This is a genomic window from Kitasatospora sp. RG8, assembly GCF_017813315.1.
In the GTDB taxonomy this organism is placed as follows: Bacteria; Actinomycetota; Actinomycetes; order Streptomycetales; family Streptomycetaceae; genus Kitasatospora.
On the sequence record NZ_JAGIYX010000024.1, the window covers coordinates 82,043 to 98,803 of the forward strand.

Annotated in this window: 13 protein-coding genes; 1 reads left to right on the plus strand and 12 read right to left on the minus strand. The window is 69.7% G+C overall.

Going from position 1 to position 16,761, the window contains the following annotated elements; translation table 11 throughout:
• Nucleotides 1–170: 170 nt before the first annotated feature.
• The 9 genes from J5Y04_RS29305 to nrdR form a co-directional block, all read right to left on the minus strand.
• Nucleotides 171–737: a Clp protease N-terminal domain-containing protein gene (locus tag J5Y04_RS29305; protein ID WP_209415420.1), complete on the minus strand. Its 567-nt coding sequence runs from the start codon at nucleotides 735–737 to the stop codon at nucleotides 171–173.
• A gap of 3 nt (nucleotides 738–740) precedes the next feature.
• Entirely contained in the window at nucleotides 741–998 is a 258-nt protein-coding gene (locus J5Y04_RS29310) for an RNA polymerase subunit sigma-70 (protein WP_209415421.1), read from the minus strand.
• A 160-nt stretch (nucleotides 999–1,158) separates the two neighbouring features.
• Nucleotides 1,159–2,310 (minus strand): hypothetical protein, encoded by a 1,152-nt coding sequence (locus J5Y04_RS29315; RefSeq protein ID WP_209415422.1) that lies wholly within the window; start codon nucleotides 2,308–2,310, stop codon nucleotides 1,159–1,161.
• Nucleotides 2,311–3,431: 1,121 nt separating this feature from the next.
• Nucleotides 3,432–3,764 carry a helix-turn-helix transcriptional regulator gene (locus J5Y04_RS29320; RefSeq protein WP_209415423.1) on the minus strand — a complete coding sequence of 111 codons (333 nt, stop codon included), beginning with the start codon at nucleotides 3,762–3,764 and terminating at the stop codon, nucleotides 3,432–3,434.
• On the minus strand, nucleotides 3,761–4,843 hold the full coding sequence (locus J5Y04_RS29325; protein WP_209415466.1) for a tyrosine-type recombinase/integrase: 1,083 nt from the start codon (nucleotides 4,841–4,843) through the stop codon (nucleotides 3,761–3,763). The genes J5Y04_RS29320 and J5Y04_RS29325 overlap by 4 nt, the downstream gene beginning before the upstream one ends.
• A gap of 148 nt (nucleotides 4,844–4,991) precedes the next feature.
• Complete coding sequence (locus J5Y04_RS29330; RefSeq protein WP_209415424.1) at nucleotides 4,992–5,138, minus strand: hypothetical protein; 147 nt, start codon at nucleotides 5,136–5,138, stop codon at nucleotides 4,992–4,994.
• Nucleotides 5,139–5,373: 235 nt separating this feature from the next.
• A complete protein-coding gene (locus tag J5Y04_RS29335) occupies nucleotides 5,374–6,153 on the minus strand; it encodes a DUF1883 domain-containing protein (protein WP_209415425.1) in 780 nt (259 codons plus the stop codon).
• 202 nt (nucleotides 6,154–6,355) lie between these two features.
• Complete coding sequence (locus J5Y04_RS29340; RefSeq protein WP_209415426.1) at nucleotides 6,356–9,250, minus strand: vitamin B12-dependent ribonucleotide reductase; 2,895 nt, start codon at nucleotides 9,248–9,250, stop codon at nucleotides 6,356–6,358.
• A gap of 206 nt (nucleotides 9,251–9,456) precedes the next feature.
• On the minus strand, nucleotides 9,457–9,954 hold the full coding sequence (gene nrdR, locus J5Y04_RS29345; protein WP_148642709.1) for a transcriptional regulator NrdR: 498 nt from the start codon (nucleotides 9,952–9,954) through the stop codon (nucleotides 9,457–9,459).
• A 563-nt stretch (nucleotides 9,955–10,517) separates the two neighbouring features.
• Here nrdR and lexA point away from each other — a divergent pair.
• Nucleotides 10,518–11,180: a transcriptional repressor LexA gene (gene lexA, locus J5Y04_RS29350; RefSeq protein ID WP_224281048.1), complete on the plus strand. Its 663-nt coding sequence runs from the start codon at nucleotides 10,518–10,520 to the stop codon at nucleotides 11,178–11,180.
• 170 nt (nucleotides 11,181–11,350) lie between these two features.
• Here lexA and J5Y04_RS29355 read toward each other — a convergent pair whose 3' ends face one another.
• Genes J5Y04_RS29355 through J5Y04_RS29365 form a run of 3 tightly spaced genes read right to left on the minus strand, consistent with a single transcriptional unit; the run spans nucleotide 11,351 to nucleotide 16,751 of the window.
• On the minus strand, nucleotides 11,351–13,489 hold the full coding sequence (locus tag J5Y04_RS29355) for an ATP-dependent DNA helicase (protein ID WP_209415427.1): 2,139 nt from the start codon (nucleotides 13,487–13,489) through the stop codon (nucleotides 11,351–11,353).
• A gap of 12 nt (nucleotides 13,490–13,501) precedes the next feature.
• On the minus strand, nucleotides 13,502–15,328 hold the full coding sequence (locus tag J5Y04_RS29360; protein WP_307853362.1) for an IucA/IucC family siderophore biosynthesis protein: 1,827 nt from the start codon (nucleotides 15,326–15,328) through the stop codon (nucleotides 13,502–13,504).
• Nucleotides 15,306–16,751, minus strand: a complete 1,446-nt coding sequence (locus J5Y04_RS29365) for a lysine N(6)-hydroxylase/L-ornithine N(5)-oxygenase family protein (RefSeq protein WP_209415428.1) — start codon at nucleotides 16,749–16,751, stop codon at nucleotides 15,306–15,308. Before J5Y04_RS29365 ends, J5Y04_RS29360 begins: the two co-directional genes overlap by 23 nt.
• Between the last annotated feature and the right edge of the window lie 10 nt (nucleotides 16,752–16,761).

The window sequence follows — 16,761 nt, forward strand, 5'->3', positions numbered from 1 at the left end:
GAATGCGCGACCGCCCGGCCGACGTGATGAAACGTCTCCGGGCGGCTGATCGGTTCACGCAGTCGGCCGATCATATCCATTCAGCTGTTGGCCTCAACTGGAGAGTTGACGGACAGTATCGTTCGTTCACGCTTCGTGCACCGTTCCGCGACCAGCCCGCCGCACCTCCGTCAGCCCAGCGTCGCCTCCACCGCCCGGCGGACGGCCTGGGCATCCAGCCCGTGACCGGCGATCACCTTGGCCCCCAGGCCCTCGCCCTCCCGGAGCACCCCGAGCAGCAGGTGCCCGACCGCGATGTGACCGGACTTCAGCCGCAGCGACTCGCGCAGCGACAGCTCCAGCACCTTCCTCGCCGGCGCCGTGAACGGACTCCGCCGCGCCTTCGGCTCCGACCTGAACCAGCCGCGCCGCCGCGCCGCCGGCTCCTCGTCCGGAGCGTCCAGCGCACCCTCCCCGAACACCGACTCGACGGCCTCCCGGACGGCGCCGAGGTCCACCCCGATCGCCGCCAGCGCCTCCGCGTCGTCCCCCGGACCCAGCAGCCGGCGCACCGCCTGCTGCGCGGTGGCGTGATCCAGGCCCGCATCGACCAGCACGGCCGCCGACGGGTCCCCCGGCAGCGCCAGAACGGCCAGCAACAGGTGCTCCGTCCCGATGGACCCGTGCTTGAGCTCCGCCGCCTCCTGCCCCGCCCGGCCCACCACTCGTCGCGCATCGTCGGTGAAACGCTCGAACATCGCTCAGCCTCCATCCTTCTCGCCGCCGAAATCGCCGCCGGATTCGCCGCCCCCGCGCCGGGCGTACTTCTTGTGGACCGCCTGCCGGCTCACCCCGAGGCAGACCGCGATGTCCTGCCAGGACCAGCCCTGCTGCCGGGCGTTCCCGACCTGCAACCCCTCCAGCCGGTCCGCCAGGTCCCGCAACGCCCGCACCGCCCGCAGCCCCACCGCGGGATCGCGACTGCCCGCCGCGGCCGCGAGTTCTCTGCTCTCGCTCATACTGTCAACCTAGGTTGACACCCGCCCACTGTCAACCCTGGTTGACAACAGGGGCACAAAAAGGGCGGGGCGAGGACACGAAGTCCTCGCCCCGCCTCAGCGGTGGATCACCGCTCGCGGGTCAGCGGTACTGGCGGAGATCACTTGTTCCTGACGTGCGCTACTCATCAGGGGTACGTAACGCTCCGTGAAAGCCCGTAGCGGTCTCCCGAGCTGCGATATAGGAGGACCAGTCTCGCTTGACGTAGGAGACCCAGTCGACCGCCGTGTTGATGTGGATCCCGAGGATCTTGCTGAGGATCGGGGCGGGCAGGTCTGAGGCCAACGTCATCAGCGCAGTGTTGCGGGCGGGACGAACATCGATACCGTGCCGCAGCAGCTTCCCAGAAAGCTTGGACCCATCAATGGAGCGGCCGACCAGCGCTCCCGGAAACAGCCAGCCGTCTTGCCGCCGGGGAGTCCGGCGCTCTACCACCGACAAGACCGGGACTCGCATCTGTTCGTCGAGGAGTCGAGCGAGGGCTGGCGGCAGCACGACCGCGTGCTCACCCAACCGGATATACGAGTCGACCCCACGCTTCTCAACGTTCTGGTGGGTGAGTTGGGCAACCCGCGTCACGGGCAGACCGTAGAGCAGGATCAGCGAGCCAGCCGTCCGAACGTCCAGCGGTAGGGCGGGATCGTTGATGCAGCGGTGCAGCAGGGCCAGGTGCTCGTCCTCGTCGAGGAAGTTGGCAGGTTCGCCGTCTGGTTGCCAGGGCACGTGCAGATCGTCAACGAGATGGCATCGACGTGCCCATCGCAGAAAGTCGCGCAACCGGCGGCGCGAAGTTGCTCCTTCGGCCAGCCAGCGATCAACTTCGGCTTGAGTGACCGATGCCAGGGTCAGCTTCTGGGCCTCGACCCACTTCAGGAAGTCCAGCGTCGCTGAGACTTGGCTGCGGGCGTAGTTGATGCTGGACCTGCTGTTCCCGCGGGTGCGGGCTTGGTGGCGGACTCGTCGCAGGACGACCCACTGGGCATAGGGTTGCAGGATGCCGCGGTGGTGAGCCTGGGTGTCAGCGAGGTAGCGCTTGAGCCACAGTTCCATACTCGCTACGTACTCGTCGCGCTCCGGCAGGATGCCGACGTGGACCAACAGGTGACGCAGATGGACGGCGGCTTGCCGGCCAGGGAAGGTGTCCAGCAGTTCGTGGGTGATGGGGTAGCCAGCGGCGAGCATGTCCCGCAATAGGGCGGCCCCGCTGGTGTCCTTACGCATCCACAAAAGCACGGACCGTGGCGTAGCCGCAGCGGTGAGCGCGTTGATCAAGGGCGCCAGAGGAGAGCCTTCGAGCGGACCAAATTGTTCGCACAGGTGGGTTCGTAGTACGCAGCGGGCGCACTGGCTCTCCTTGTAGATGTCGCCCGCCTCACCGCAGGTGGAGCAGTTGTAAGTCAAGTCGACGCCTGAGCATGGGCCGCAGATGGGCTGACGTCGTGCATCGTGGCCGATCAGCGGGCGGCGCTGCTGACACGCGGCGCATTCCGCAGGGTGAGTGCAGATGTACTTGTAGCAGCTTGGGCAGACAGGCCCCATGGGCCAACGTGCCGTGACTCGGCGCAACTGACCGCACCGGACGCAGGTTACCTCCGGACGATCACGGCAGCTGCGGCATACCGGCTTCTCGGATCGTGCGCGGAGGCACGGCCGCTCGCGTCCGCAGCGTGAGCACGTCGCCACGGGGCCGGGATCGCAATTGGTGCACAAATCTGGCTGTCCGTCCCGGGCCCGGGTCTTGATCCGAACGACTCGCTTGCAGCCTCCGCATTCGCGCTTGGGGTGGCGGTAACAGCTGGCGCACACGGGGCCGAGGTCTGTCTTGGCCTTGGCGGGCCGCAATTCACCACAGTTGACGCACTGCTGTGCGGGGCGGGCGTAACAGTTGGAGCACTGTGGCTCGCCGCTCGGCCCGCGGGTGGCAACGAAGCCGGCGTGACCGCAAATGGCGCATACCTCGTGGCGGGCGGGGTCCGAACGGTAACAGTCCCGACAAACGACGCCTTCGATCTCACGAGCGGCGACCGGTGCCGTCTTGCCGCACCGCCCACATGGGCGTGCCGATCTGCGCGATGCACACATCTGACACAGGCGGGCGCCCTGCCTATCGGTGCATCGCAGCGCGCGGCGCTTGCCGCAGCTGGCACAACGCGGGACAACGATCCCCTCGGCCCCGGTCGCCTCCAGCTCCGTCAGCAAGCGGAACATGGCCGCGGGCAGCACCGGGCTACCGCTGGTCAGGGCGTCCGAGTGACACTGGATGTGCTGATGGAGCCAGAACAGCGCCTTCTGCGGCGCGACCCGATCGACGATGCTGAGCAGTGCCGTCGGCGTCACGGAGGGCAGTTGTGGTGCCAGCAGGTCAACAATCTCCTGCAGCCGTTGAGCTCGGTTCACGACAGGTCCGGGCGTCGGATCGTGGCCCTTTGGACGCGCGGTGCCGCGCTCGCGCCGATGGGTCCTGCCGTGCCGGCCTTGCGCACGACCTGCTCTACGACTGTCACCTCGATCAGTTCCTGGACGCCGCAGCCGAGGATGTCGCACAGCGCGGCGAGGGTGTCCATCGACAAGCGCTGTGGGGACTGCGTGACGAGGCGGTAGACCTGCTCGCGCGACAGATGGACACCGCGTTCTGCCAACAGCGGCACCAGATCGCTGGTCTGGAACATCCCCCGGGTCGCCATGACCTGGCGCAAGTGCCAGTGGTATCCCATCTTTTTGATCACTGTTGCGGCTCCCACAGGTCAGCGTGCCGCTGTCGCAGCGACTGCTGCACCAGACGGTTGCGATACTCGTCAGAGACACCGGTGTAGATCGCTGTCGTGGAAGCGTAGGAGTGTCCGACCTGGTCCTGGACGAACTTCTCCGGGTATCCGAACTCGATCAAGTGCGTCACGTAGGAGTGCCGCAGCGAGTGGAGATCAAGTTCTTCAGGTAGCCCGGCTGCATTGCGCGCCTCCTCGAAGGCTTCGTTGATCCCCCGCCACGACAGTCGGCCACGACGCTCGGTTACCCACAGGGCGGGATGGCTTCCTGGCGCGAAGAGCGGGCGAACCTCCGACACCCACTGGTGGACGACAGGAACGATCCAGTCCATCTCAGGGACGGTCAGCACGGTGCGGCGCTTGGGTTGCCCACCGCGCGAGGACTTGCCGAATCGGACGAAAAGCGCGCCACAGTTGCCGTAGTCGGCGGCTCTCGGGTTCCGGCGCAGGTCCACCACGTCCAGCCCCCAAGCTTCCCGTCGGCGCAGTCCGAACGCGTACACCGTTTTGAGCAAGGCCGCGTCACGCATCGCGGCCACCGCTCCTTTGCGTCGCCGCGAGCGGATCTCGTCCACCCTGGCGTCAGCGGCATCCAGCAGCGCCTGCACCTCGTCGTAGCTCAATGGCCGTCGGCCCGGTCGCCCCTCGTACTCCGAGGTATGGGCCACCGTGTTCCACTCATGCAGGATCTGGGCCGGCACATCGCCGAACCGTTCCTGACATACCGCCGGCCACGCGTACCGCGCGTCCGTGACGTACTCCAGGAAGAGCCGCAACGCGTTCTGGTAGCCCCGGGCCGTCGAGACCATCACCGGCCGTTGCCCTGACCGGAGGCCAGCGATGAACTCCTCAGCTTCTGCCGCCTGCCACTGCCAGGGGTACTGGTTGGTGAAGCTAGCGAACCGGCGTACCAGATCGATCCGCGCCCGGATTGTGTCTGCTTTGAGAAACCGCGCGCGCTGCTGTGTGGCCCATCCCTCAAGCATCGCCTCGAAGACCGCCGGCGCGGGGTCCAGGAAGCTGACACCACCAACGAGCATCAGTCGCGCCGATCCGGCGAGTTCAACTGCCTTGGTCACGTTGTATCCAACGCAACATCGTTGAATCGGTTACGGAGCCACGGCGAACTACAAGCCGCCATCGGGCATGGGCAGGCCGCCCTGGGCCAGGGCCCAGGGCGGCGAGGTGTTACTTCTTCTTTCCCTTGCCGGACGGCGTCTGCGCCAGGGCGCTGGCCGCGGCGGTCTTCTCCGCCTTCGTCGCCCTAGGGTCCGACAGGACCCTACCGGCAGCCGAGGCGGCCTTCTTCCCGGTCTGCTTCGGGTTCGTTGCCATACGATTCACCTCCCTCCGAGCCGTTTTGCGTCGCAGCTCGGAACGTGGTGTGATGCAGGTTCTGACGCAAGCAGGACACCACATCCTGACTGCACCGAGCGCCCAGCCCTTACGGCCGGGCGTTCGGCATGTTCCAGCGGTTCTCACCGCTGGAAGATCCTCGGGACTGCACTGCCAACAAGTTGTCGGCACCCTTGACGAGGCCGCCAGTGAGCTGACTGGCTATTCAAGGCCCTCAAGAAGCAGTCGCCCTGCTCGCGATCACCACGTCTGCGATCTCTCTCGCGATTTCCGCGACAGTGTGCTGAGCGGTGCTTCTGGCCAACTTGTCCGCCAGCGAAGGACTTTGGGCGATGACCTCATCCTTGGTGATGTTGTGCCAGATCGGCAGGAGACTCTGCTCACCTGACACAGACCGGGTCACAATCCCATCGAGCTCATACTGCGTCCAACCCTTCTTGAAGAACGCGCGCGAGAAGACCACGACACCGAAGCCACTGCGTGCAAGCCCCTGATCGATCCTGCGACGAAGACTGTCCCCAATCTTCAACTCCAGGGCGTCAAGCCACACTGACACGCCAGCATCCTGCAGGCATCGAGCCAGTGGAGCCGCTACATCGGCTTTGTCCTCGCTGGCGTGCGATATGAACACATCCCACACCGACTCGTCCGTGGCTGCCGCAGGCGGTGGTTCATGTCTGATCTGCGCAAGCGATCCCTGACGGATCGGCCGGAGCGCAGGGAGCGGCGGCGGTTCAACTCGGGCCGAGGAACGAACGGTTCCTCTGAGACCGATCATGTCCACGGTTACGTACCACTGGCCGTGGCTCGGGATGGCAAGCCGTACCGGTGTCTGGGTCGCCAAGCCACCGACGTACTGGTGGCGACCACCGCTCTTGTAGGAGTGGAAGTTACTCGAGTCCATGAGCCGGACGTTCGCCGCACTACCGGACAGGTTGATCACTACGACAGCACCCTTGGGCTGCCGTCCTAGGTCGTGGACTATGAAGTCCATGGTTACCACCTGCAACTACACAGGGGACCTCTGAGTGTTGCGCCAGATGCAACATCGTTGCGTGCGCTCAGACAGCCGGTGTATCCCCAGGCCGGCCGCTGCGGGGAGGGGCGTCAACACAAGGCTGACGCCCCTCTGATCAGGCATGACTTACTTCAGCTGCCTGTCGAAAATGTTGCAGCGGATGCAATACCGCCCAGTTTCAGCTGCAGCCGCTGGTGGAGCCGCAGCCCTCGCAGAGGTAGCAGCTGCCGGCGCGGCGCATCTTGGTGCCGCAGGAGAAGCAGAGCGGCGCGTCGGCGTTGAGGCCGAGCTGGATCTCCATCAGCTCCGTCGAGTTGTGGGCCTGGGCCGGGGTGGCCTTGGGGGCCTCGACCGCCGGGGCGGGCTTGGCCACCGGGGCCGCCGGGGCGACCGGGGCGGACTGGGCCAGCGTCTCGGTGTCCAACTCCTCGGCCTCCAGCGGCTCGTAGGAGCCGGTCTCCAGGTGGCGCTGGCGCTCCTCGACGGAGTGGATGCCGAGCGCGGAGCGGGTCTCGAAGGGCAGGAAGTCCAGCGCCAGGCGGCGGAAGATGTAGTCGACGATCGACTGCGCCATCCGCACGTCCGGGTCGTCGGTCAGACCGGCCGGCTCGAAGCGCATGTTGGTGAACTTCGAGACGTAGGTCTCCAGCGGCACGCCGTACTGGAGGCCGACCGAGACGGCGATGGAGAAGGCGTCCATCATGCCCGCGAGGGTCGAGCCCTGCTTGGACATCTTCAGGAAGACCTCGCCGAGGCCGTCGTCCGGGTAGGAGTTGGCGGTCATGTAGCCCTCGGCGCCACCGACCGTGAAGGAGGTGGTGATGCCCGGGCGGCCCTTGGGCAGGCGCTTGCGGACGGGGCGGTACTCGACGACCTTCTCGACCGCGACCGGGGTGTCCTCGGCCTTGGCGGCCTTCGCCTCGCCGTCCTTCTTCTTGGCCGAGAGCGGCTGGCCGACCTTGCAGTTGTCGCGGTAGATGGCGAGCGCCTTGACGCCCATCTTCCACGCCTCGAAGTAGATCTCCTCGATCTCCTCGACGGTCGCGGACTCCGGCATGTTCACGGTCTTGGAGATCGCGCCGGAGATCCAGGGCTGGATCGCCGCCATCATCCGCACGTGGCCCATGGCCGAGATGACCCGCTCGCCCATCGCGCAGTCGAAGACCTCGTAGTGCGCGGTCTTCAGTCCGGGCGCGTCCACCACGTTGCCGTGCTCGGCGATGTGGGCGACGACCGCCTCGATCTGCTCGTCCTGGTAGCCGAGGCGCTTGAGGGCGCGCGGCACGGTGCCGTTGACGATCTGCATCGAGCCGCCGCCGACCAGCTTCTTGAACTTGACCAGGGCGAGGTCGGGCTCGACGCCGGTGGTGTCGCAGTCCATCATCAGGCCGATGGTGCCGGTCGGGGCGAGCACCGAGGCCTGGGCGTTGCGGAAACCGTTCTGCGCGCCGATGCGCACGACGTCCTGCCAGGTCCTGTTGGCCGCCAGCCAGACCGGGGCGTCCAGCTCGTCGACCGAGACGGCGTCGAGCGAGGCGTCCGCGTGCTGCTTCATGACCTGCTGGTGCGCGGTCGCGTTGCGGGCGTAGCCGTCGTACGGGCCGACCACACCGGCGAGTTCGGCGCCGCGGCGGTAGGCGGTGCCGGTCATCAGGGAGGTGATGGCGCCGGCCAGGGCGCGGCCGCCCTCGCTGTCGTAGGCGTGGCCGGTGGCCATCAGCAGGGCGCCGAGGTTGGCGTAGCCGATGCCGAGCTGGCGGTAGGCGCGGGTGGTCTCGCCGATCTTCTCGGTGGGGAAGTCGGCGAAGCAGATGGAGATGTCCATCGCGGTGATGACCAGCTCGACGACCTTGGCGAAGCGCTCGGCGTCGAACGAGTCGTCGTCGCGCAGGAACTTCATCAGGTTGAGCGAGGCGAGGTTGCAGCTGGAGTTGTCCAGGTGCATGTACTCGGAGCAGGGGTTGGACGCGTTGATGCGGCCGGACTCCGGGCAGGTGTGCCAGTGGTTGATGGTGGAGTCGTACTGGATGCCGGGGTCGGCACAGGCCCAGGCGGCCTCGGCCATCTTGCGGAAGAGCTTCTTCGCGTCGACGGTCTCGATGACCTCACCGGTCATCCGTGCGCGGAGGCCGAATTCGGTGCCGTTCTCGACGGCGGTCATGAATTCGTCGTTGACGCGGACCGAGTTGTTGGCGTTCTGGTACTGGACGGAGGTGATGTCGTCCCCGCCGAGGTCCATGTCGAAGCCCGCGTCGCGCAGGGCACGGATCTTCTCCTCCTCCTTCACCTTGGTCTCGATGAAGGCCTCGACGTCGGGGTGATCGACGTCCAGGACGACCATCTTGGCCGCGCGGCGGGTGGCGCCGCCGGACTTGATGGTGCCGGCGGAGGCGTCGGCGCCGCGCATGAAGGAGACCGGGCCGGAGGCGTTGCCGCCGGAGGAGAGCAGCTCCTTGGAGGAGCGGATCCGGGAGAGGTTGAGGCCGGCGCCGGAGCCGCCCTTGAAGATCATGCCCTCTTCCTTGTACCAGTCGAGGATCGACTCCATGGAGTCGTCGACGGCCAGGATGAAGCAGGCGGAGACCTGCTGGGGCTGCTTGGTGCCGACGTTGAACCAGACCGGCGAGTTGAAGCTGAACACCTGGTGGAGGAGGGCGTGGGTCAGCTCGTGCTCGAAGACCTCGGCGTCGCCGGGGGTGGCGAAGTAGCCGTTCTTCTCGCCGGCGGCGCGGTAGGTGAGCACCACGCGGTCGATGATCTGCTTGAGGCTCCACTCGCGCTGCGGGGTGCCGACGGCGCCGCGGAAGTACTTGGAGGTGACGATGTTGACCGCGTTGACCGACCAGAAGTCGGGGAACTCGACGCCGCGCTGCTCGAAGTTGATCGAGCCGTCACGCCAGTTGGTCATGACGACGTCGCGCCGCTCCCAGCGGACCTCGTCGTAGGGGTGGACGCCAGGGGTGGTGTGGATGCGCTCGATCCGCAGGCCGCCCTTGGGGGCCTTGCCGGCACCCTTCGTCGTGGCCTTGTCGGACTTCGACCCGCGTGCGGAACCGCTCGTGGTGTCTGTCACTTCTCGCTCCTCCTCCTGGGCAAACGCCCAAAGTGCCCTGAAAAGTCCGGGCACCGCTGGTTCGCTCTTCCGGTGTGCGGGCAGGCGGCGACTGCCTGTTTCCGCACGGTTTGTGGTGTTCTGTGCGCCGTTTTCGGGCGCGCGTCGACCCCGAAGGGCCGGTGTGACGGCCGGCCCCTGGGGGCCGGTGTGCTGAGCCGGGCCTCCTAGGGCGCGGCGGCGGGGACGGGCACGCAGGTGCCGTCCGCCTCGGGGACGGGCCGTTCGGCGCGGATCTCCGCGATGGCGGCCTCGAAGTCTTCCAGTCCGTCGTACGCCTGGTACACGCTGGCGAAGCGCAGGTAGGCGACGACGTCGAGCTGCTTGAGCGGTCCGAGTATGGCCAGGCCCACGTCGTGGGTGGTGAGCTCGGACTTGCCGGTGCCCCGCACGCACTCCTCGACCTTCTGGCCGAGCTGGGCGAGGGCGTCCTCGGTGACCGGGCGGCCCTGACAGGCCTTGCGGACTCCGGAGATGACCTTCTCCCGGGAGAACGGCTCCGTGACGCCGCTGCGCTTGATGACCATCAGCGCGGCCGTCTCCACCGTGGTGAAGCGGCGGCTGCAGTCCGGGCACTGCCGGCGGCGGCGGATGGAGCTGCCGTCTTCGGTGGTCCGGCTGTCGACGACGCGGCTGTCGGAGTGCCGGCAGAAGGGGCAGTGCACCTGAGGATCCCTCCCGGGCAGGACGTGCGGACTCGGTCGAGTCTATGCGAAGACGACCCGGCCCCGCCAAGCTGATCATGCGACGTGACCACTAGTACTGGGCACGGTGAGGACTGTAGCCACTACATGTAGGTCTGCGGGGGAGGCGACACCCCTGGCGTGTCGATGCGGATTAGACTGCCGGAACCGACTTCGAGTCGAACATTTAATCGATGTACAACAAAGCCTTGATCGAGTCAGCCAACTCCCGAATAATTCACTCGAACGTGTGTTTGGCGCAACCTTTCGATAGGAGGTGCCGTTGGGCTGGAAAAGGGAGAGGACAGCCGTCGAGAGGGGCCGCCGTGAACACGATCGAAACCAACACCATCCCGGTGCAGGAACACTCCCAGCTCAAGGTGGGGCAGCGCACCACGAATCAGCAGAGTGTGGACGTCAGCATGGACCGTAGCGAAGAACACCGACTCTCCGGCGCGGCCATTTCGCACCCGGGCCGCGTTCCCGACCAGCCGATCGAACACTCCCCCGTGCTGGACGACTCCCACCCCGCCCCCGCGCGCTCGATGCCGGGGCGCCCCCCCGGCATCCGCACCGACGAGGCCGGGCTGACGGAGCGCCAGCGCCGCGTGATCGAGGTCATCCGGGACTCCGTCCAGCGCCGCGGCTACCCGCCGTCCATGCGCGAGATCGGCCAGGCCGTCGGCCTGTCCAGCACCTCCTCGGTCGCCCACCAGCTGATGGCCCTGGAGCGCAAGGGGTTCCTCCGCCGCGACCCGCACCGCCCGCGCGCCTACGAGGTCCGCGGCGTCGAGGTGGCCCGCCCCAACACCGCCGAGACGGCCGGGCGCCCGTCCACCTCGTACGTGCCGCTCGTCGGCCGGATCGCCGCGGGCGGTCCGATCCTGGCCGAGCAGACGGTCGAGGACGTCTTCCCGCTGCCGCGCCAGCTGGTCGGCGAGGGCGAGCTGTTCGCGCTCACCGTGCGCGGCGACTCGATGATCGAGGCGGCCATCTGCGACGGCGACTGGGTCACCGTCCGCCGCCAGCCGGTCGCCGAGAACGGCGACATCGTGGCCGCGATGATCGACGGCGAGGCCACCGTCAAGCGCCTCAAGCGCGAGGACGGCCGGATCTGGCTGATGCCGCACAACCCCGCCTACGAGCCGATCAACGGCGACAACGCGACCATCCTGGGCAAGGTCGTCGCCGTCCTGCGCCGCCTCTGAGCGCCCGCCACCGCACGCACCGGGAAGGGGCTCCACCGCAGGGTGCGGGGAGCCCCTCCGGCGTCTCCGGGGGCGCGCGGCCCTCCTGAGCGCGCGGCCCTTCCTGGGGGCGCGGCCCGTCCGGGGCGTGCGGCCCCCTGCCGGAGCGCGCCGCCCCTCCCCCGGTTCGCTCAGCCCTTCTTGACCACCGGCCGGACCGGCGCCGCGGAGGCGTCGATCGCCGCCAGCGAGCGCCGCACCTGGTTGCGGTCCGTGGTGTACCAGAACTCCGGCATCGAGGACCGGAAGAAGCCGCCGTACCGCTTGGTCTCGACCCGCGGGTCCAGCACCGCCACCACGCCCCGGTCGTCCGCCGCGCGCACCAGGCGGCCCGCCCCCTGCGCCATCAGCAGCGCCGCATGGGTGGCCGCCACGGCCATGAAGCCGTTGCCGCCGCGCTGTTCGACGTCCTTCTGCCGGGCGCTCATCAGCGGGTCGTCCGGCCGCGGGAACGGGATCCGGTCCATCACCACCAGCTGGCAGGCCGAACCGGGCACGTCCACGCCCTGCCAGAGCGAGAGCGTGCCGAACAGGCAGGTGGTGGAGTCCGAGGCGAACTCCCGGATCAGCTCGCCCAGGGTGTCCTCGCCCTGGAGCAGGATCCGGTTGTCCAGCCGCCCGCGCATCGCCTCGGCGGCCGCCTGGGCGCCGCGCATCGAGGAGAACAGGCCGAGCGTCCGCCCGCCGGCCGCGCCGATCAGCTCCGCCAGCTCGTCGAGCATGTCGGGGCGCTCCGGGTCCCGGCCCGGGTCGGCCAGGTGCCTGGCGACGTAGAGGATGCCCTGCTTGGGGTACTTGAACGGCGAGCCGACGTCGATGCCCCGCCAGTGCGGCACCGGCTCGTCGCCGAAGTCCGCACCGGCCGCCGGGGTGTCCCCCGGCCCGCGCACGTCCGGCAGCCGGGCCTCCGAGGGCAGGCCGACCGAGGCGGCCACGCCGTTGAAGTCCCCGCCGAGCTTGAGGGTGGCCGAGGTGAGCACCACCGACCGCTCCTTGTACAGGCCCTCGCGCAGCAGCCCGGAGACGCTGAGCGGGGCGACCCTCAGCGAGGCGGTGCCCAGCCCGTACCGGTCGCTGCGCTCGATCCAGACCACGTCGTACTCGGAGTCGGCGAGCAGTCGCTCGGCCGTCTCGTGCAGCGCCTCCGCCGAGGCCATCGCCTGCTTGCGCACCGCGTCCTCGTCGCTGAGCGCCTTGTCCCTGGTCTCGCCGAGCGAGGTGATCACCTGCCGGCTGGCGTCGCGGATCGCGGTGACCGCGTACGCCAGGTACTCGGGCAGCTCCTCGACCCGGCCGGGCTGCGCGGTCTCCATCAGGCCGTGGTAGTTCTCCGCCGCACCCTGGAGGGCGTCCACGGCCTTCTCGTTGGCGAGCCGGGCGGCCCGCTTCACGGCGCGGTTGACCGCGCCGACGGTCAGCTCGGCGGTGGCCGCGCCGGTGACCCGGTTGACCAGCTCGTGCGCCTCGTCGACGATCAGCAGCCCGTGCTCGGGCAGCACCGGCGCGCCCTCGATGGCGTCGATCGCCAGCATCGCGTGGTTGGTGACCACGACGTCCGCCAGCTTGGCCCGTTCGCGCGCCTTCTCGGCGAAGCACTCCTGACCGTACGCACAGCGGGTGGCCCCCAGGCACTCCTTGGAGGTCACCGAGAGCTGGGCCCAGGCCTTGTCCGAGACGCCGGGGCTGAGGTCGTCCCGGTCACCGGTCTCGGTCTCGTCCGCCCAGTCGCGCAGCCGCAGCACGTCCTGCCCGAGCTTGCCGGTGGGGCCGCCGAGCGCGTCCACCGGGTCGAACAGGCCCTCGCCCTCCTCGCTCGGGGTGCCCTCGTTGGCCCGGTGCAGGCAGAGGTAGTTGGAGCGGCCCTTGAGCATCGCGAACAGCGGACGGCGGCGCAGCACCGGGTGCAGTGCCTCCACCGTGCGCGGCAGGTCCCGCTCGACCAGCTGGCGCTGGAGCGCCAGGGTGGCGGTGGCGACCACCACGCGGTCCCCGTGGGCGAGGGCCGGCACCAGGTAGGCCAGGGACTTTCCGGTGCCGGTGCCGGCCTGCACCAGGAGGTGCTCGCCGTGGTCGACGGCGTCGGCGACGGCCTCGGCCATCCGGACCTGGCCGGGGCGCTCGACACCGCCGACGGCCGCCACCGCGGCGTGCAGCAGCTCGGGGAGGCGGACCCGCGGGACGGCTGCCTCGGCGGCGTCGGCGGCGGCCGAATCGTCGGCGGCTTCCTCGGCGGCGTCGGCGGGGAGCTGGGATTCGGAGTCGTTCGTCATGACCCTCCCACCCTACGGGGCGGGGGTGACAATCCGGTCCCGTTGCCCGGGGAGCCCGGCCGTCCCCTCCGGGGTGAGGGCGTTCGGGACGGTGCCGTGCCGGGCCGCGTGCGGGCGGTGCGGGCGGTCCCGGTAGCCGTCGAGGAGCAGCCGGTTGCGGTTGAGGCAGAGCCGGTCGATCCGGGGGCGGAACAGGTCGAAGAGCGCGAACCGCTCCTTCAGCCCGGGGAAGCGCTCCTGGTACCGGAGGACCTCGGCCCGCAGCAGCGCCCAGAACTCGGCCTCGGGCAGGCCGGTCTGTGCCTCCAGCAGCGGGGCGAGGTAGCGGAAGACGCCGATGAAGAGGCCGGAGTGGAGGAACTGGCAGAGGTCCTGCGGGTCCTCCCGCAGCAGTACCCCGGCCACTTCGGCGGGCAGCCCGCGCAGCTCGGGCAGGTCCTGGTCGCTGAGGTTGACGTCGTCGACGAAGTCCTTGACCGCGAGCCGGGCGGGGGCCTCGGAGGAGTCGAAGACCAGGATGGCGTTCTCGCCGTGCGGGGAGAAGACCAGGCCGTAGCGGTAGAGGAAGTGGAGCAGCGGCGGCAGCATGGCGGCGAACAGCCGGGCCGTCCAGGCGGCGGGGGTGAGGCCGGAGCGGGTGATCAGTTCGGCGGCCAGCGCCCGGCCGTCGGCGCCGGTCTGCAACAGGGCGGCCAGGGTGCGTCCGCGTTCGCCGGCGTCGAGGGCGGGGCCGAGCGGTTCGCGCCAGATCGCGCCCAGGAGCTCCTTGTACTGGTAGGGGGCCTCGGGCAGCTCGCGGTAGAGCGGGTGGTCGACGGTGACGGAGGCGATCTCGCCGAGCAGCACCACCCGGCACTCGTCGCGCAGGAACGGGTCGGCGTCCCGCAGGCCGTGGATCCAGGCGGTGACGGCGGGGGCGGCGAGCGTGCGCTCGGTCGGCAGGCCGCGCCAGACCAGGGTGTTGAGGATGGCGAGCGGCAGTTTGACCGTGCAGCGGTCGGGGCGGCTCTGGTTGAAGAAGGAGCGGATGGACTGCTGGGGCAGCCGCAGGTCGCCGTCGGAGGGCAGCGGGACGATCTCGCCGGACGCGATCCACGGCGCGAACAGCGGGACGACGGTCTCGTCCCACTGCCAGGGGTGGACGGGCAGCAGCAGGTAGTCGTCGGCGTCCGGGCCGAGGGCGGCGCGCAGGGCCGCCGGGTCGTCGAGCTCGCGGGCGTACAGCTGCCCCGGCTCGGCGAGGCCGGGGACGCCGCGGTACTGGGCGAGCCGGCGGTGGACGGCGATCCAGGGCAGCGGCAGCGGGGTGCGCGCCTCCGGGGTCCAGCGGGCGGCGTCGGAGGCGGAGAAGCCGATCCGGCCCTTGTTGGGGACGATCCACGGGTGGCCGCCCTGCCGCCCCTCCAGTTCGGTGTGGCCGAGGTCGGCCAGTTCGGCGGCGGTGAGTGCGGTGGCGAGCTGGTGGGCGTCGGAGAGCAGGGTGGCGGTCAGCTCGCGCACCAGGTGGCCGGTGGTCTCGCCGCGCAGGCCGAGGGTGTGCCGGGCGTAGGGGAGGAAGCGCAGCGGGTCGAGGCCGTCCGGCCGGGAGCAGTGCACGGAGTCCTCGTCGACCTGCCAGCTGTCGTAGGCGCCGCGGCGGGCGGTGAAGCGGTACTCGGCCTCGGGCAGCAGGAGCAGGTACTCGCCGTCGGCGGCGCCGGGGACCGGGGTGATCAGCTCCTCGTAGGCGAACTCGCCGAGCATCTTGGCCAGCAGCGCGCGGCCGGCCCGCTGCCAGTGCCCGGCGGTGAGCTGCGGGGGCAGGTAGAGCGACGGTTCAGCGGCCGGCGGTTGCGGCACGGGAGAGCTCCTGGGGGCGAGGGACGGTGGTGGTGGCGGCGGGGCCGGTGGGCAGGGCGGTGGTGGCGGCCGGCTCCGGCGGGGCGAATCCGGTCCAGGCGGTGCGGGCGGGCAGCCGGTGGACGGTCCGGCCGGTGACGGCGTTGAGGATCACGGCGGCCCGGTGGGCGCCGAGGCCCAGGTCGGGGGTGCCGACGCCGTGGGTGTGGAGTTCGGCGTTCTGCACGTACAGCCCGCCGGTGAGCTCGGGCCTGGTCGCGACCCGGTGGTCGAGGTCGACCCGGTAGCGCCCGGCGCCGTCCCAGTCGATCAGCCCGGCGAGCGGCTCCAGGGCGACCGGGCGGGCGGCCCGGTAGCCGGTGGCGAGGACGACGGCGTCGGTGCGCAGCAGGCGCCCGGCGCCGGAGTCGGTGTGCCGGCAGCGGAGTTCGAGCCCTCCGCAGGGGCCGGGCCGGGCGTCGGTGACGGCGGTGCCGGGGGTGATCTCGACCGGGTCGGCGTCGATCGGGCGGCCGATGGTCCGCTCGTACAGGTGGTCGTGGATCTCGGCGAGGGTCTCGGCGCTGGCGGCCTTGTGCAGCTGCCACTGGGCCTCGACGAGGTGGTCGCGGACCGGCTCGGGGAGGCCGTGGAAGTAGCGGGTGTAGTCGGGGGTGAAGTGCTCCAGACCGAGCTTGGAGTACTCCATGGGGGCGAGGGCCCTGCTCCGGGTGAGCCAGCGCAGCCGGACGCCGTCGTCGGCGTGGCGCCGCAGCAGGTCGAGGAAGACCTCGGCGCCGGACTGCCCGCTGCCGACGACGGTGATGTCGCGGGCGCCGTCCAGGGCGGCGCGGCGGTCCAGGTAGTCGGCGGAGTGGAAGGCCCGCGGGTGCCCGGCCAGGCCGGCGAAGGCCTCGGGCAGGACGGGCCGGGTGCCGACGCCGAGCGCGACGTTGCGGGCGTGGACCTCCTCGCGCCGTCCGGTGACGGCGTCCAGCAGTTCGGCCCGGTAGAGCCCGCCCTCCCCCGGCCCGCCGGTGCCGTGCCCGCCCTCCCAGTGCAGGGCGGTGACGACGGTGGCGAACCGGCAGTTGGTGAGCCGCTCCGCCGCCCAGCGGCAGTAGTGGTCGTACTCCCGGCGCGGCAGTTGGAAGCGCTCGGCGAAGTAGAACGGGAAGAGCCGGTCCTGTTCGCGCAGGTAGTTGAGGAAGGACCAGCGGTTGGTCGGGTCGACCAGCGAGACCAGGTCGGCGAGGAAGGGCACCTGCATCCGGGCCCCGTCGACCAGCATCCCGGGGTGCCAGCGGAACTCCGGACGCTGGTCGCAGAAGAGCGTGCGCAGGCCAGGGACGGGCTCGGCGAGCGCGGCGAGCGAGAGGTTGAACGGGCCGATGCCGACCCCGAGCAGGTCGTACGGCGCGGGCTGGGGTGCTGGGGTGTCCATGGGGTGGGCG

What these genes read in the sequence shown, in the direction of transcription:
- J5Y04_RS29305 (WP_209415420.1), bottom strand. Translation starts at nt 737, where the DNA reads ATGTTCGAGCGTTTCACCGACGATGCGCGACGAGTGGTGGGCCGGGCG.
- J5Y04_RS29310 (WP_209415421.1), bottom strand. Translation starts at nt 998, where the DNA reads ATGAGCGAGAGCAGAGAACTCGCGGCCGCGGCGGGCAGTCGCGATCCC.
- J5Y04_RS29325 (WP_209415466.1), bottom strand. Translation starts at nt 4,843, where the DNA reads ATGCTCGTTGGTGGTGTCAGCTTCCTGGACCCCGCGCCGGCGGTCTTC.
- J5Y04_RS29330 (WP_209415424.1), bottom strand. Translation starts at nt 5,138, where the DNA reads ATGGCAACGAACCCGAAGCAGACCGGGAAGAAGGCCGCCTCGGCTGCC.
- J5Y04_RS29335 (WP_209415425.1), bottom strand. Translation starts at nt 6,153, where the DNA reads ATGGACTTCATAGTCCACGACCTAGGACGGCAGCCCAAGGGTGCTGTC.
- lexA (WP_224281048.1), top strand. Translation starts at nt 10,518, where the DNA reads ATGCCGGGGCGCCCCCCCGGCATCCGCACCGACGAGGCCGGGCTGACG.
- J5Y04_RS29355 (WP_209415427.1), bottom strand. Translation starts at nt 13,489, where the DNA reads ATGACGAACGACTCCGAATCCCAGCTCCCCGCCGACGCCGCCGAGGAA.
- J5Y04_RS29365 (WP_209415428.1), bottom strand. Translation starts at nt 16,751, where the DNA reads ATGGACACCCCAGCACCCCAGCCCGCGCCGTACGACCTGCTCGGGGTC.